Source organism: Nonomuraea insulae (genome assembly GCF_042656245.1).
Genome location: NZ_JBHSPA010000033.1, coordinates 1 through 14,979 on the forward strand (window position 1 = coordinate 1; position 14,979 = coordinate 14,979).

Below are 14,979 nucleotides of genomic sequence, written 5' to 3' on the forward strand. Positions count from 1 at the left end.
GATCCCGAGAGCAATGATCACGGCCCTGGTCACCACACCCCCGCCCAGCATCTCGCTGTAGGCCTGGAGGGTCAGGCCGTGGGGGATGATGACGATCCCGCCGGCCTCGTTGATGGAGGCCTGCGTGGAGAAGCTGGTGATCACTACGCAGTAGAGCGGGAAAAGGATCAGCAGCAGCACGACGCCCAGGTTCAGTCCCTTGGAGAGCTGCCCGAGGACGGTGGGCTTCTCCTCCCACACCGGGCGCGAGGATGCAGTGGTCACTTGCCCCTCCTGTAGATGCCGTCCTCGCCAAGCAGGTGCGCTACCTTGTTGGCCGCGAGGATGAGGATCAGTGACACAACGCCCTTGAAGAGCCCGGCCGCCGCGCCGACGCCGTAGTTGTTGGCCACGACGCCGTAGTAGTACGAGTAGGTGTCGAGCACTTCGGACACGCCCGAGCCGACCGTGTTGCGCTGGATCAGGAACTGCTCGAATCCGACGCTGAGCGCGTTGCCGAGGCGCAGCACCAGCATCAGCACGATGACGCCGCGCATGCCGGGCAGCGTGATGTGCCACATGCGGCGCCAGCGCCCGGCGCCGTCGGCCGCGGCGGCCTCATACAGGCTCGGGCTGATGCCGGCGATGGCGGCCAGGAAGACGATGATCCCCCAGCCGGCCTCCTTCCAGACTGTCTGTGCGGTGACCAGGTATTTGAAGGTGTCGGGGTTGGTCATGATGCCCCAGGTGCCCAGGTCGTGCACGCGCAGGAAGTGGTTGAGCAGACCGGCGCCGCCCAGCATCTCCTGGAACAGCGTGATGACGAGCACCCAGGAGAAGAAGTGCGGCAGGTAGACGACCGCCTGGAAGAACGAGCGGACCTTGGAGCTCAGCACCGAGTTCAGCATGATCGCCAGTGCGATCGGGACCGGGAAGAAGAGGACGAGCTGAACGAAGCTCAGGACCAGGGTGTTCTCGAAAGCGTGCCAGAAATTGGCGTCCCTGAAGAGTTGCAGGAAGTTGTCCAGACCGGCCCAAGGGCTGGCGAAGAAGCCGGAGATGTAGTCGTAGTACTGGAACGCCGTCACCGTGCCGAACATCGGCAGGTAGTTGAAGGCGATGATCAACGCCAGCGCCGGCAGCGTCATGACGATCAGGGACTTGTCGTGGCGCAGCCGTATCCGCCAGTTCAGGCCCTGCTGTCCCATGCCGCCGCGCCGGGCTTTCGCTTGCGTGCCCGCCGCGCGCGCGTTGTCAGAACCTGCGGTCCCGTCCCTGGTTACCGTCGTCACTGTCCCGTGCCGTGCTTGTCGAGGACATTGGTCTGGTACCACGCGGTGAGCTGGTCGCCCCCGGCCGCCTTCCACGTCTTGACGGTGTCCTTGTAGTCGGCGACCGTCTTGGTTCCGCAGGTCACCTGGATGATGATGTCAATGACCTGCTGCGCGGTGGCGGCGCTCGCGAAGCGGCTGGGAACCGTCACGTTCATGTTCCAGAACACCGGCTTGGCAGCGTACTTGACCGCCTCCGCCGACCAGGCACAGTAGGCCTGGGTGATGGCGTCGAAGCCGGGATTGCTCACGACGCTCTCGGGCGCGCACAGGAACTGGTAGGTCACCTGGCTGGCCTCCTTCCGGCCCTTGTCCGTGTACTCCGGACCGTGCGCTCCCTTCTTCCAGTCCACCCCTTCCACGCCGTAGTTGAGCAGTGTGTACTCGTAGGTGCCGAAGGGAGCGGCCAGGAAGTCCGCGATCCGCAGACACTCCTCGATCTGCTTCTGCGAGAGGCTCTTGTTCAGGTAGCTGATCTGGCTCGTGGCCGGGCCGAGCAGGATCGTCGGGGTGGAACCGTCCGCCGAGAAGATCTTGAACGCGCCGCGGACGTAGGCGGGGTCGGCCGCCATGCCGGCCTGCGCGTCCATGACGTTCCAGCCGCCGGAGCCGCCGGCCTGCACCAGCAGCTTGCCGCTGTAGAAGGTCTGCGTCGCGCTGCTGGTGTCGTTCGCCAAGGCGTTGGGGTGTACGTATCCCGACTTCGCGAGCTTGTAGGCGAACTCCAGCGCCGCCTCCATCTGGGGTGACTCGTAGCCGCTGTGCAGCTTGCCGCCCTCCACGTAGAAGCCGGAGGGCACCTTGTACATCTGCTGGATCATCAGCCAGAGGTTGTCGAAGGCCCACACATTGGACTTCACTGCGGTCAGCTCGGCACCCAGGTGGTACAAGTCATCGGCGGACTTGACCTCGTCGGGGTTGACGCCCCGGGCGTCGAAGACGTCCTTGCGGTAATAAAGGACGCCGGCAAGCGCCTGCTGCGTGGCGAACGACGGGATGCCGTAGAGCTTGCCCTCCCACGCACCGGCCTCCCAGCCGCCGGTAGGAATGGCGGCGAGGTTCGGGTATTTCCGGATGTTGCCGCCGGACAGGTACGGCGTCAGGTCGGCGAACCTCTTGGCGGCCAGCTCGCCCGTGTTGAATGTGCCGTTCCACCAGGTGGGCAGCTGGATCCAGTCCGGTAGCCTGTCGCCGGCGACCAGCGTCGGAATGGTGGTCGCATACGTGTTGCCGTTGGCCGGGCTCACCACGAGATCTGCCCCCAGCGCCTTGTTGACCGCCTGGTAGTACGCGTTGCCCGAAGGGGGTATCGAGCCCCACAGCGGCGTGATCGCCTTGTAGCTCCCGCCCGCTCCGGGGGTCTGCTTCACGGTCTTGACCAGATCGGCCGGATAGCTCAGGTATCCCGGGGTGGTCCTGGCCCCGGATGCGCCCGCGACGCCCGGAAGGTCCGGCTTCGCGCCACCGGAAGACGGCACGTACTCGGGCAGCACCGCCGCCAGGCCCTTCTTGTCGCTGACGCCCCCGGCCGTGCCGGAGCCACCGCACGCCGCGAGCAGGGGCGTGGCGAACGCCGCCGCCCCCAGCGCGAGCGCGGAGTCGCGCAAGAACCATCTGCGGCTGAGCCCCGTGGAGTCATTCCCCATCGGATGAGCCTTTCTCGTCGAAACTTTCGGGAGCGCGGCAGCCGATCACGAAGCGCTGTGTCGGCACGGCAGGGTGGTGGGGCTATGCCCGGGCTGCCCGACAACCGTCCTCAGATCGGCCACGACCGTGCGGGAGGGCTAGCGTGCGGTTGTCGAAACGCTCGAATGTTGCCGAGAGGTTAAGCGGCTCGCGAGGCGCCGCGCAAGTGTCTCAGCCGAGAAATATAAACACTCTATCGCGTTCATGTTTCCACGAAAGTTTCTCTTGACATCTTGGCTGGTGAATGCCAGCGTCGAAACGCTTCGCCGACGGTTCCGTCGTGTCGGCTTTCGCAACCTCCGCCCTGCAAGGGACTTCCCACCATGACCACCGCCGTCGCGCCCACCTTGCCCTTCCGCGACCCTGCGCTCCCGCTGGCCGAGCGCGTGCGGGACCTGCTCTCCCGGCTCACGCCACGGGAGCGCGTCGCGATGGTGCACCAGTACTCCCCCGCCATCCCCCGCCTGGGCGTGGCCGAGTTCCGCACCGGCACCGAGACGCTGCACGGCGTCGCCTGGCTCGGCCGGGCCACTGTCTTCCCGCAGGCGGTTGGCCTCGGCGCGACCTGGGACGAGGACCTGGTCCGCGAGGTCGCAGAGGCCATCTCCGCCGAGCAGCGCGCCTTCCACCACCACCGCCCGCCGGTCGTCGGCACCGGCCGCAACAGCCTGCAGGGCTGGGCCCCTGTGGTGAACCCGCTCCGCGACCCGCGCTGGGGCCGCAACGAGGAGGGCTACTCCGAGGACGCCCTCGCCTCCGCCCGGCTGGGCACCGCCTTCTGCCGGGGCATGTCCGGCGACCATCCCGTCTACCTGCGCACCGCCCCGATCCTCAAGCACTTCCTGGCCTACAACAACGAGGAAGACCGCTGTACCACCTCCTCGGGGCTGCGCCCCCGAGTGCTGCACGAGTACGACCTCGCCGCCTTCCGCCTGCCTATCGCCACTGGAGCAGCGACCGGGGTGATGGCGGCCTACAACCTGGTCAACGGTCGTCCCTGCCACGTCAGCCGGCTGCTGGAGCGGGAACTGCGCACGTGGGCGGAGCCCACCGGGCACGAGCTCTTCAACGTCAGCGACGCCCAGGCACCGTCCAACCTGGTCGATCCCGAGCACTACTTCGACGACCACGCCGAGGCCCACGCCGCCGCCCTCAAGGCCGGCATCGACAGTTTCACCGACAACGGCGAGGACAGCGCCACCACCTTCGACCGGATCAGCACCGCGCTGGAACGGGGCCTGCTCTCCATGGACGACGTGGACGCGGCCGTACGCCGCCAATTGTCGATACGCTTTCGCCTCGGCGAGTTCGACCCCCAACTGGACCCGTACGCGGGCATCGGCTGGGACGTCGTCGACTCTCCCGTTCACCGAGCGCTGGCGCTGCGCGCCGCCACCGACTCCGTCGTTCTGCTGAAGAACGACGGCCTGCTGCCGCTTGCCGCCGACCGACGCGTCGCTGTGATCGGCCCGCTGTCCGACACCCTGTTCGAGGACTGGTACAGCGGCACCCATCCCTACCGGATCACTGTCGCCGACGGCCTCGGGGTCGAGGGCGTGGAAGGCGTGGACCGCGTCGTGCTGCGCACCGTTTCCGGTCTCGCCCTGACCGCCGTGGGCGAGGACGGCCTCCTCGCTGTGACGGACACTGGCGACTCCGACGCCGCAGCCCAGTTCGACCTGTTCGACTGGGACCTGGGCGCGCTCACCCTGCGTTCCGCCGCCACCGGCCGCTACGCGAGTATGCACGACGAGGACCAGCGGGTGTACGCCGAACGCGACCAGCCCGGCGGCTGGGACGTCCACGAGACTTTCTCCCTCGAACCGGGCGGCGACGGCGGTGAGTTGCTCCGCAACCTGCACAACGGCCGCTACGCGCGCGTGGATCCGGCCACGGGCGACCTCACCATGACGGCGCAAGCCCCAGCGGCCACCCGCTTTACGCGCACCGTCGTCCGCGACGGCGTCGCCGACGCGGTCGCGGCGGCGCGGCAGGCGGACGTCGCGGTGGTGGTCCTCGGCAACGACCCGCACATCAACGGCCGCGAGACCCAGGACCGCGCCGACCTGCGACTGCCCCCAGCCCAGGAGCGCCTGCTGCGCGCGGTCGCGGCCGTCCGGGACGAGACCGTACTGGTCGTCATGTCCAGCTACCCCTATGCCATCGACTGGGCCGACGAACACCTGCCCACCGTGTTGTGGTCCTCCCACGGCGGGCAGGAGACCGGCCGCGGCCTCGCCCGCGTCCTGCGCGGCGAGGCGGACGCCTCCGGACGCCTGCCGCAGACCTGGTACCGCGGCGGCGACCCGCTGCCCGGCCGCCTCGACTACGACATCATCAAGGCCGGCTGGACCTACCAGTACCATCGCGAGCCCGCTCTGTATGCCTTCGGTCACGGCCTGTCCTACACCCGCTTCGAGTACTCCGACATCGTCCTCGAATCGGGCGAACTGGACCGCAACGGCGAGGTCCGCGCCCGCGTCACAGTCCGCAACGCCGGCGACCGGGCCGGCGTGGAGATCGTCCAGCTCTACGTGCGGGCGGTGGGCGCCCGCTACGAGGCGCCGCTGCTGCGCCTCGCCGACTTCCGCAAGGTCCGCCTGGACGTCGGCGCGGCGGCGGAGCTGGAGTTCCGGCTCCCCGTGGCCGACTCGCTCGCACACTGGGACGTGACCACCGAATCGTTCACGGTCGACCCCGGCCGGTACGAGCTCGTGATAGCCCACTCGGCGGCGAAGCCACTGCGCACCGCCGGGGTGACGGTCGCCGGTCCGGCGCCCGAGCCACGCCCGGCGCTGCGGCGACCGGTTCTGGCCGCCGACTTCGACGACTACACAGGCATCGTCCTGGTCGACGCCACCCGCGAGGACGGCGACGCGGTCGCGCCTGCGGAGGAAACAGGCCGGCTGCTGTTCTGCTCCGTCGATCTCACCGGCGCCGCCCGCGTCACCGTCGAGGTCTCACGGGCCGAATCCGGCTCCGCCCTGCTCGAGCTGTGGTCCGGCGAACGGCTGCTGGCCTCCCTTCGGGTGCCGTCCACCGGCGACCGCCATGCCTGGACCAGCGTCGAGGCCGAACTGCCCAAGGCTCTGGCTGGCGTCCACGATCTGTACGTGATCCTGACCGGCGAACAGCGGCTGAGGACGTTGTCCTTCGCCTCCTGAGATCTCAATCTGAAAGGAATCGGATGAGTGCTGTCCATACGGCGGCGATGACCAACCCGGTGATCCCGGGCTTTCACCCCGATCCGACGATCTGCCGCGTCGGAGAGGACTACTACCTGGCGTGCTCCAGTTTCGCGTACTTCCCGGGTGTCCCGATCTTCCACAGCCGCGATCTCGTGAACTGGGCCCAGATAGGCAATGCGCTGGAGCGGCCGAGTCAGCTTCGCCTGCCGGTCACCGGCTCGTTCTCCGGCGGTATCTACGCTCCCACGCTGCGTCACCATGACAAGCGCTTCTGGCTGATCACCACCAACGTCGACGACGGCGGGAATCTCCTGTTCACGGCGGACGACCCCGCCGGGCCCTGGTCCGACCCCATCCGGGTCCCGGGGGTGACCGGCATCGACCCGGACCTGGCCTGGGACGACGACGGTAACTGCTGGTGCACCTACGCCGGCATCTGGCAGGTGCGGATCGATCCGGAGACCGGCCGGACCTTCGGTTCCCCGCGACGGCTCTGGTCGGGGACCCCCGGGGCGTTCGCTCCCGAAGGACCTCACCTGTACCAGATCGGCGACCACTGGTACCTGCTCATCGCGGAGGGCGGGACCGAGCGGGGACACAGCATTTCCATCGCCCGCGGCCCCAGTCCGCAGGGCCCGTTCGAGCCCTGCCCAGCCAACCCGATCCTCACGCATCGCGGCACCGACCGGCCCATCCAGAACACCGGCCACGGTGATCTCGTGCAGGGCCCCGACGGGTCGTGGTGGATGGTGCTGCTCGGCGTCCGTCCGCGCGGCGGCACTCCCGGCTGGCACGTCCTCGGGCGGGAGACATTCCTGGCACCGGTGCACTGGACCGACGGCTGGCCCGTCGTCGGCGAGCTGGCGCCCTCGATCGACGCCGCCTGGCCGCCGCACCCGCTCACCGCGTCGTCCGCGCGCGACGACTTCGACCAGGAGGAGCTGCACCCGCGGTGGTTGTCCCTGCGCAGCCGCCGACCTGAAGAGTGCGGCACCAGGGAGCGTCCCGGCTGGCTGACCCTGCACGCGCGCGGCGGATCCCCCGACGAGCCCGACGTCACCTTCCTGGGACGACGCCAGCAACACCTCTCGTGCCGGACCCGGACGTTGATCGACCCCGCCGAGGGGGCGGGCGGGCTCTGCGTCCTGCAGGACGAGCACCATCACTACGAGATCGAGGCCACCGGAACCCACGTCCGCGTCACCGCCAGGATCGGATCGCTGACCACGACAGTGGCCACCCACACGGTCCACCCGGGCCCGATGGTCCTGCGCATCGACGTCCTGGCCAACAAGGGCGGCGGCGACGCACGGTCCGAGCCGGACACCCTGGAACTCGGTGTGGAGGACGAGGACGGCGCCTTCACGGTGCTCGCCTCGCTCGACGGCCGATACCTGTCCACCGAGGTGGCGGGCGGATTCACCGGAAGGGTCATCGGCATGTACGCGTCTGCGGGCCACGTGCGCTTCGACTGGCTCGACTACGAGCCTGCCGACTGACTTTCCGAGCAGGAGCCACCCCGTTGACCAGCTCTTCCATGACCTCGACCGCATCCCCGAGTGGCGGGCCAAACGCGAGACCCTGCGCGTCGAGGCGGGAACGGACTTCATGCGGATGCTCTCCAGCCGCGGTCACGGCTTGTTCAGGACTCCCCCGCCATCGGCCTGGTCGAGCTCGCGTGGACCGGGACCCGCTGGATCACCGCCAGCGCCCGGCGGATCGGCTGCTGGATCACCGCCGGCGCATCCGCCGAGACCTTGCGCTGGTGATCAGCAAGGGCCTGACCTGAAACTTTCAGCCGTCCCATTGGGTCTCGACACGCTGGACGTCCAGCCACGTGCGCATCCGTTCAGTCATTGCTACCAAGTCGTTGACAGCTCCACTGGCCCTTATTACGCTCCTCGAAACTATCGTGATCATATGGAGAAAGTTTCTGCTGGCGCTCTCGCAGGAGAGAAGTGAAGACTCTTTCCCTTCAGGGGGAGAACGCCATGCGCAGACTTGCACCGAAACATTCACCGCAGGGATCGCAGTCCTGATCGACAATGGCCGACCGCCGTCAACGACACGTCACCAAGAGTGTGTTGATCGGCGCGGTCAAAGGCTGACGTGCACGCATGCACGAAGGGAGAGCAATCATGGATTCGCCCAGATTACAAGGGGCCCACCGGCGAGTGGGCGCGATCGTCGGCGCCTTGGTCGCAGTGCTGGTGGCGGGGATGATGATGGCCGTCAACGCCCAAGCGGCCACGGGCTGCCGCGTGGCGTACAAGGTTTCGTCTCAATGGACGGGCGGTTTCACCGCCAATGTGGACGTCACCAACCTCGGCGACCCGATCAACGGCTGGAGCCTGGCGTGGAGCTTCCCCTCCGGCCAGGCGGTCACCCAGGCGTGGAACGCGACGGTCACCTCGTCGGGCGCGCAGGTCACCGCGGTGAACGCGAGCTACAACGGGGCCGTCGCGACCGACGCGACGGTCTCGTTCGGCTTCAACGGATCGTGGTCGGGCGGCAACGCCGTACCGGCCGCGTTCACGCTCAATGGGGTTACCTGCACCGGGAGCGTCGGCGGCACGCCGACTCCCACCGTCACCCCGACTCCCACCACGACCCCGACCTCTCAGCCGGGTGACCCGATGGCCACGGTGGCCGCGATGCAACCCGGATGGAACCTGGGCAACACGCTCGACGCCATCCCCGACGAGACGGCGTGGGGCAACCCTCTAACAACCCAGGCATTGCTCCACCACGTACGTTCCCAGGGGTTCAACAGCATCCGGATCCCGGTGACCTGGACCAATCACCATGGCTCAGCGCCGGGCTACACCATCGACGCCGCCTGGCTGAATCGCGTCCGCCAGATCGTCGACTGGTCCCTGGCGGAGGGCTTCTACGTGATGATCAACCTGCATCACGACTCCTGGCAGTGGATCAACGGCTACCCCGGCGACCGCACGACCGTGATGAACCGGTACACCGCACTGTGGAAGCAGATCGCCGCCACCTTCCGCGGCCATTCCTCCAAGCTGGTGTTCGAGAGCATCAACGAGCCGCAATTCACCGGCACCTCGGGAGACGACCAGAACTACCAGGTGCTGAACGAGCTCAACACCGAGTTCGTGCACCTCGTACGCCAGTCCGGCGGTGGCAACGCCAACCGGCTGCTCGTGCTGCCCACCCTGTTCACCAACGCCGAACAGGGCCGGCTGGACGCGTTGACGACGACCTTCAACCAATTGCACGACCCCAACCTGGCTGCGACGGTGCACTTCTACGGGTGGTGGCCGTTCAGCGTCAACATCGCCGGCGGCACCCGGTACAACTCCGACGTCGAGCAGGACCTGACCGGCACCTTCGACCGGGTGTACAACACGTTCGTGTCCCGCGGGATACCTGTGATCGTCGGAGAATGGGCCCTGCTCAATTGGGACCACAACCGGCCGGGTGTCATCGAACGAGGCGAGTTCCTGAAGTTTCTCGAGGCCGTCGGCTACCACGCCCGTACCAGGAAGCTCACCACCATGCTCTGGGACGCGGGTCAGTTCCTGAACCGCAACGAGCTGCGATGGCGGGACCAGGGCGTGTACGACATGATGAAGGCCAGCTGGACCACACGCTCCGGCACGGCCTCCTCAGACCAGGTCTATCTGCCCCGCAGCGGTGCGATCACCGCCAGGACTCTCACGCTCAACCTCAACGGCACCACGTTCCAGGGCCTGCGGCAGGGTAGCACCAACCTCGTCAGCGGCACCGACTACACCATGTCCGGCACCACGCTGACCCTCACGCCGGCGGCACTCACGCGGCTGGCCGGGAACCGCGCCTACGGCGTGAACGCCACCATCGAGGCCCGCTTCTCCCAGGGCGTGGCGTGGCCGATCAGCATCATCACCGCCGACCCGCCGACCCAGGCCGCCGCCACCGGCACGACCACCTCCTTCGCCATTCCCACCCAGTTCCGCGGCGACCAGCTCGCCACCATGGAAGCCAAGTACGCCGACGGCAGCCCGGCAGGACCGGCCAACTGGACCCCGTACAAGGAGTTCTGGCAGCACTTCCAGCCCGACTACAACGCCAACACCATCATCCTGAAACCCGAGTTCTTCGCCGAAGTCAACGACGGCCCTGTCACCCTCACCTTCCACTTCTGGAGCGGGACGCAGATCACCTACCACCTCACCAAGTCCGGCACCACGGTGACCGGCAGCGCCACCTGACGATGGCCAATGGCACCGCGGCCGCACTGGCTGCGGTGCCGGTCCATGTCATCGAGCTGGGGCGCCGACGGATCGCGATGGTGGGCGGAGCGGACCAGGACCTGTGCTGCCGGGGCCGGGCTGGACGACTGTCGCTCCGCCTTGGGGACAGCGGGCCTGCCGGTGGACCCCGGCCTCGTCGTACGCGCCGACCTGACCGGGAGGACGGCCGCGCGGCGGCACTCGACCTGCTCAAGCGGCCGGAGCGCCCCACGGTGATCGGCGCCGGGGCGGCCGGTGAGTGCGGTGTAGCGTTCCAGGACCTGCTTGGGGGTCGGCGCCGCCGCCCAGCACCTGGCCGAGCTTTCGTACCTGTTCGACCTGGCCCTGTTCGTGAAGCTGTCGCCCAGCCAGGCCGCCCTCGGCGACCGGCCGATCGGAGCCTGGACCCGCTTCGCCGCCACCGGCGATCCCAACGGCGGACGCGAGCAGGCCTGGCCCCGTCTGCGTGACGACCGCGGCCAAACCGCCTGGTACGTCCAGTGCCCTGACCTCCGGCCTCTGGAAGCGCGCCGCCCTCGTCAAGGACCGCGACTACCGCTTCTGGAGCACTGGCCCAGAGCTGAGCCTCACTCTGCCGCGCCGGGGTCAACCAGGCGGGGCCCGCGATGTGGAACCGCCCCTTGACGCGGTGTCGGTCAGCTCGTCCCACGTCGGCACAAACGTGCAGTCGTGGACGAGCTACTGGCGGCCCTTTGCCAGGGCCAGCACGCGCGGGTCATCGGTCCAAGGGCGGCGCCGTCGAGTGGGTGTACTGAGACAGCGGCACCGCGCACCTGCCTCCGCCTGCTCTGCCTCGCTGACGGCAGCACGCGCATACACGGCCCGCTGTTCCTGTCCGAGCGGCGCCCTGTCCCGGCCCGCCGCTCTATCCCCGCCGACATCTGCCCGCACACCGGCAGCGTCCGCCTCGTCTACGACCGCACCCGCGTCCTGCTGGGCACCTACGCCGGTCTCGACCTGCACCATCTGCGGCACACACAGCGCCGCTACCCATCTCAGCGAGGCTGGGGACCACCGCCCGCCGAACGCACCGTCGTCGTCCGCGTCGGAGACTGGCGACCGGCCAACTGGGCCCAGTACTTCACCGGCTGCCAGGACGTGGCCCATATCGACAACCGGCTCGGGATCGACAACGGCGAACAGGACAGACCGGTCACGGTGTGCCTTACCCGGCTGACCTGTCGAGCCAGCGGGGGCGCAGGCTGGTCGGGGTCAGCTGATGGCGCGTAGGGGGCCATGTTGCATGGGGCGCGGGCGCCAGCTTGCGCTGCTATTAATGACCAAATAGTCTTATTTAGTCAAAAACATTGGAGTGAGCGTATGGTCAGAGTGGGACGGCCGCCGCAGGATCCGGTGCAACGAGCGCACCGGATCCTGGACGCCGCCGCCGAGCTGATCCTTCGGTGGGGCTACGACAAGACCAGGATCGACGACGTGGCCAAGCGCGCGGGCGTCGCCAAGGGCACCATCTACCTGCACTGGAAGACCCGCGACGATCTGTTCGTCGCGCTGCTGCGGCGCGAGCGGGTCTACCTCGTCGAGGACATGCGCAGGAGCGCACCCGCCACGTTGAGCCGGCTGTTCGGCGGGTTCGTCGCCACGGCGCTGCGCAGGCCGCTGCTGCGGGCGGTCCTGGTCGGCGACTCCGAGGTGCTCGGCAAGTTCGCGCGGTTGAAGCAGAGCAGCACGACCGGCCTGGACCTGAGTTCCGCTTTCGGCACCTACATCGGCAAGCTGATCGAGCACGGCGCGGTGCGCAAGGATCCCGGCGACTACTTGATGGTGATCCCGGCGATCGTTTACGGGTTCGTGTTCCTGCCCGACCTGGTGCCGGAGGAGGAGCGGCTGCCCAGCGAGCGGGTCGGCGAGCTGGTGGCCGGCACCATCGAGGGCGCCCTGGGCACCGGCCGTGAACTATCGGAGGAGGACGCTCAGGCTGTGGCACGGGCGACCCTGGACTATGTGGACACCATGGCGGCGGTCGCCGTCCGCAAGCTCGCGATCTCCCTGGGAACTGAGGAGCGTGTGTCGTGAAGCTGGTGCTGCCTCTCGACGATGCCGGGGCCGACCTGGCCAGCGTGGGTGGCAAGGGCGCGTCGCTGGCCCGGCTGGTCCGGGCCGGGCTGCCGGTCCCTCGCGGGTTCCACATCACGACCGAGGCCTACCGCGCCTTCGTGTCGGCCTTCCGCGACGAGATCGGCCCGGGCGATCCCGAGCGCACCGCGACCCTGTTCGCCGGCCACGACCTCTCCTCGGGCATCGCCGAGGAGATCCTGCGCGCCTACCGTGCCCTCGGCACGGCGGTGCCCGTCGCCGTCCGCTCGTCGGCCACCGCCGAGGACCTGCCGGAGATGTCGTTCGCCGGCCAGCAGGACACCTACCTCAACGTCCGCGGCGACGCCCTGCTGGACGCGGTCAAGCGGTGCTGGGCCTCGCTATGGAACGCGCGCGCCGTCGCCTACCGCGACCAGCACGGCGTCCCTCACGACGAGGTGGCCATGGCGGTGGTGGTGCAGGAGCTGGTGGAGGCGGACGCCGCAGGCATCCTGTTCACCGCCAATCCGGTCACCGGCGCCCGCGACGAGACGGTCATCAACGCCTCCTGGGGCCTCGGCGAGGCAGTGGTCGGCGGGCACGTCACCCCCGACACCATCGTGGTCTCGGGCGACGCGGTGACCCAGGCGACCACGAGCGATAAGACGGTCATGACTGAGCGCACCCCGGCCGGCACCGAGGAGCGTCCCGTCCCCGATGAGCTGCGCCGCACGCCGGTGCTCGACGATGCGCAGGCCGTGGAACTGGCCGCGCTCGGAGCGCGGGTACAGAGGCTGTACGGCATGCCGGTGGACGTGGAGTGGGCCAGGCACGACGGCGCGTTCGCGCTCGTGCAGGCCCGCCCGATCACTGGGCTGAAGACGCAGGTCGAAGAGTGGAACGACAGCCTCAAGCGCGACTACCTGTGGACGGCAGGCAACTTCGGTGAGGCCATCCCCGACGTGATGACGCCTATCACCTGGTCGTTCGTGCAGCTGTTCATCCACGAGGCCATGTCAGGATCCGCCCAGCCCGGCGTGGACCTGATCGGCAACATCGGCGGCCGCTTCTACTTGAACCTCAGCCCCATCCACTCCGCGGCGGCGACCTTCCGCGTGAAGGCATGGGCCAGCGCGATCGAGGACGTCTTCGGCAAGATCCCGCCTGGCCTCGACGTGCCGAGGGTGAAGCTTCTCAGCTGGGAGAGCCTCAAGTCCGCCGTGCCTACGGCGATCCGCGTCCGCCGCCGGGCCCGGCAGAACCTGAAGGGCATGCGCGCGTTCCTGGCCACCGCCCAGCAGCGATGTGAGGATCTGCATGCGCGCATCGCCGCCATCACCTCGGGGCGGGAGCTGGCCGGCCTGTACGAGCGCGAGATCGAGCCGCACCTGATCACCGCGTCCGCCATGTTGGAGGCCGCCGGTCGCCAAGGCGGCACCACCCTGCTCGGCACCCGCGGCCGGCTGCGCGCGTTGATGGGGGACATCGACGCCGAGGCCATGCTCACCGGCGTCAACGTCGACGGAGAGCTGGCCAGCCTGGGTCCCGTCCTGGGCCTTGCCAGGCTGGCGCGCGGGGAGATCACCCGGGAGGAGTTCGCCCGCGCCTACGGGCACCGCGGTCCGCACGAGTTCGAGGTGTCGATCCCGCGGCCCGGTGAGGACGACGGCTGGATCGACGCGCAGCTGGCGGGTCTGCGCGACCTGCGGGCCGGCACCGAGGCGCTGCTCGCTCGGCAGGAGAAAGCGCGCGAGGCGGCCTGGGCGCGCTTCGCCGAGCGTTACCCGGGCAAGCAGGCCAAGATGCGCGAGCGGGTCCGGCGCTGGAACGCTGCCGTGCGCGATCGCGAATCCACGCGCTCGGAGGCCGTGCGGGCGTTCTGGGTGCTGCGCGCCTTCGTCCTCCGCGCGGGCGAGCTGACCAGGCACGGCGACGACGTGTTCTACCTCCGCTCGGCGGAGCTGCTGGACCTGCTGCGCTCCCATACGGCCGCGCTGGAGCGGGTGCCGGTACGGCGGGCGACCTTCGAGCGGTACGCGGCGCTGCCACCGTACCCGGCACTGATCGTCGGCAGCTTCGATCCGGTGCGCTGGGCCGCCGACCCCGACCGGCGTGTCGACCTGTACGACTCCCGCGGCATCACGATCCCGGTGGGCGACACCGTGACCGGGTTCCCCGGCGCCCCGGGCGTGGTGGAGGGTACGGTGCGCGTGATCGCGACCCCGGAGCAGGGCGAGCGGCTCGGTCCGGGCGAGGTTCTGGTGACGACGCTGACCAACGTGGGCTGGACCCCGATGTTCCCGCGCGCGGGCGCCGTCGTGACCGATATGGGCGCGCCACTGTCGCACGCATCCATCGTCGCCCGCGAGCTGGGCATCCCGGCCGTGGTCGGTACCGGCAACGCGACCATGCGGCTGCGTGACGGCGACCACGTCCGGGTGGACGGCGAGCACGGCACGGTTGAGTTGCTGACGCGCGCCGACGACGATCAGACCGCCTAAG

At 68.7% G+C, this 14,979-nt stretch carries 10 protein-coding genes and 1 pseudogene; 7 read left to right on the plus strand and 4 right to left on the minus strand.

Features of this window, described 5'->3' with window-relative positions; genetic code table 11:
• From ACFPZ3_RS29380 to ACFPZ3_RS29390, 3 genes and pseudogenes are all read right to left on the minus strand, one after another.
• A pseudogene (locus ACFPZ3_RS29380) lies at window positions 1-264 on the minus strand (carbohydrate ABC transporter permease); the annotation flags it as partial.
• A complete protein-coding gene (locus tag ACFPZ3_RS29385; protein ID WP_379517502.1) occupies window positions 261-1,187 on the minus strand; it encodes an ABC transporter permease in 927 nt (308 codons plus the stop codon). The gene ACFPZ3_RS29385 and the pseudogene ACFPZ3_RS29380, both read right to left, overlap by 4 nt.
• An 80-nt stretch (window positions 1,188-1,267) precedes the next feature.
• The gene (locus ACFPZ3_RS29390; RefSeq protein WP_379517503.1) at window positions 1,268-2,956 is read right to left on the minus strand and encodes an ABC transporter substrate-binding protein; all 1,689 of its coding nucleotides are present in this window, start codon (window positions 2,954-2,956) and stop codon (window positions 1,268-1,270) included.
• Between the two features lie 363 nt (window positions 2,957-3,319).
• Between ACFPZ3_RS29390 and ACFPZ3_RS29395 the strand changes: the two genes are divergently transcribed.
• The 3 genes from ACFPZ3_RS29395 (at window position 3,320) to ACFPZ3_RS29405 (ending at window position 10,401) form a co-directional block, all read left to right on the plus strand.
• Window positions 3,320-6,160 (plus strand): glycoside hydrolase family 3 C-terminal domain-containing protein, encoded by a 2,841-nt coding sequence (locus ACFPZ3_RS29395; protein ID WP_379517504.1) that lies wholly within the window; start codon window positions 3,320-3,322, stop codon window positions 6,158-6,160.
• Between the two features lie 23 nt (window positions 6,161-6,183).
• A complete protein-coding gene (locus ACFPZ3_RS29400) occupies window positions 6,184-7,683 on the plus strand; it encodes a glycoside hydrolase family 43 protein (protein WP_379517505.1) in 1,500 nt (499 codons plus the stop codon).
• 705 nt (window positions 7,684-8,388) lie between these two features.
• Window positions 8,389-10,401, plus strand: coding sequence for a cellulase family glycosylhydrolase (locus ACFPZ3_RS29405; RefSeq protein WP_379517523.1), 2,013 nt, complete (start codon window positions 8,389-8,391; stop codon window positions 10,399-10,401).
• Here ACFPZ3_RS29405 and ACFPZ3_RS29410 read toward each other — a convergent pair.
• Window positions 10,353-10,844 carry a hypothetical protein gene (locus tag ACFPZ3_RS29410; protein ID WP_379517525.1) on the minus strand — a complete coding sequence of 164 codons (492 nt, stop codon included), beginning with the start codon at window positions 10,842-10,844 and terminating at the stop codon, window positions 10,353-10,355. The genes ACFPZ3_RS29405 and ACFPZ3_RS29410 overlap by 49 nt on opposite strands.
• Here ACFPZ3_RS29410 and ACFPZ3_RS29415 point away from each other — a divergent pair.
• The 4 genes from ACFPZ3_RS29415 (at window position 10,774) to ACFPZ3_RS29430 (ending at window position 14,978) form a co-directional block, all read left to right on the plus strand.
• Window positions 10,774-11,067, plus strand: a complete 294-nt coding sequence (locus ACFPZ3_RS29415; RefSeq protein ID WP_379517524.1) for a hypothetical protein — start codon at window positions 10,774-10,776, stop codon at window positions 11,065-11,067. The two genes, ACFPZ3_RS29410 and ACFPZ3_RS29415, sit on opposite strands and share 71 nt — an antisense overlap.
• Window positions 11,068-11,112: 45 nt before the next feature.
• Complete coding sequence (locus tag ACFPZ3_RS29420) at window positions 11,113-11,673, plus strand: hypothetical protein (RefSeq protein WP_379517506.1); 561 nt, start codon at window positions 11,113-11,115, stop codon at window positions 11,671-11,673.
• Between the two features lie 90 nt (window positions 11,674-11,763).
• Window positions 11,764-12,477, plus strand: coding sequence for a TetR/AcrR family transcriptional regulator (locus tag ACFPZ3_RS29425; RefSeq protein ID WP_379517507.1), 714 nt, complete (start codon window positions 11,764-11,766; stop codon window positions 12,475-12,477).
• The gene (locus ACFPZ3_RS29430; RefSeq protein ID WP_379517508.1) at window positions 12,474-14,978 is read left to right on the plus strand and encodes a PEP/pyruvate-binding domain-containing protein; all 2,505 of its coding nucleotides are present in this window, start codon (window positions 12,474-12,476) and stop codon (window positions 14,976-14,978) included. The genes ACFPZ3_RS29425 and ACFPZ3_RS29430 overlap by 4 nt, the downstream gene beginning before the upstream one ends.
• Window position 14,979 lies beyond the last annotated feature (1 nt).

Coding starts and splice junctions, on each gene's coding strand:
- ACFPZ3_RS29385 (WP_379517502.1), bottom strand. CDS start 1,187: ATGGGACAGCAGGGCCTGAACTGGCGGATACGGCTGCGCCACGACAAG.
- ACFPZ3_RS29390 (WP_379517503.1), bottom strand. CDS start 2,956: ATGGGGAATGACTCCACGGGGCTCAGCCGCAGATGGTTCTTGCGCGAC.
- ACFPZ3_RS29395 (WP_379517504.1), top strand. CDS start 3,320: ATGACCACCGCCGTCGCGCCCACCTTGCCCTTCCGCGACCCTGCGCTC.
- ACFPZ3_RS29400 (WP_379517505.1), top strand. CDS start 6,184: ATGAGTGCTGTCCATACGGCGGCGATGACCAACCCGGTGATCCCGGGC.
- ACFPZ3_RS29425 (WP_379517507.1), top strand. CDS start 11,764: ATGGTCAGAGTGGGACGGCCGCCGCAGGATCCGGTGCAACGAGCGCAC.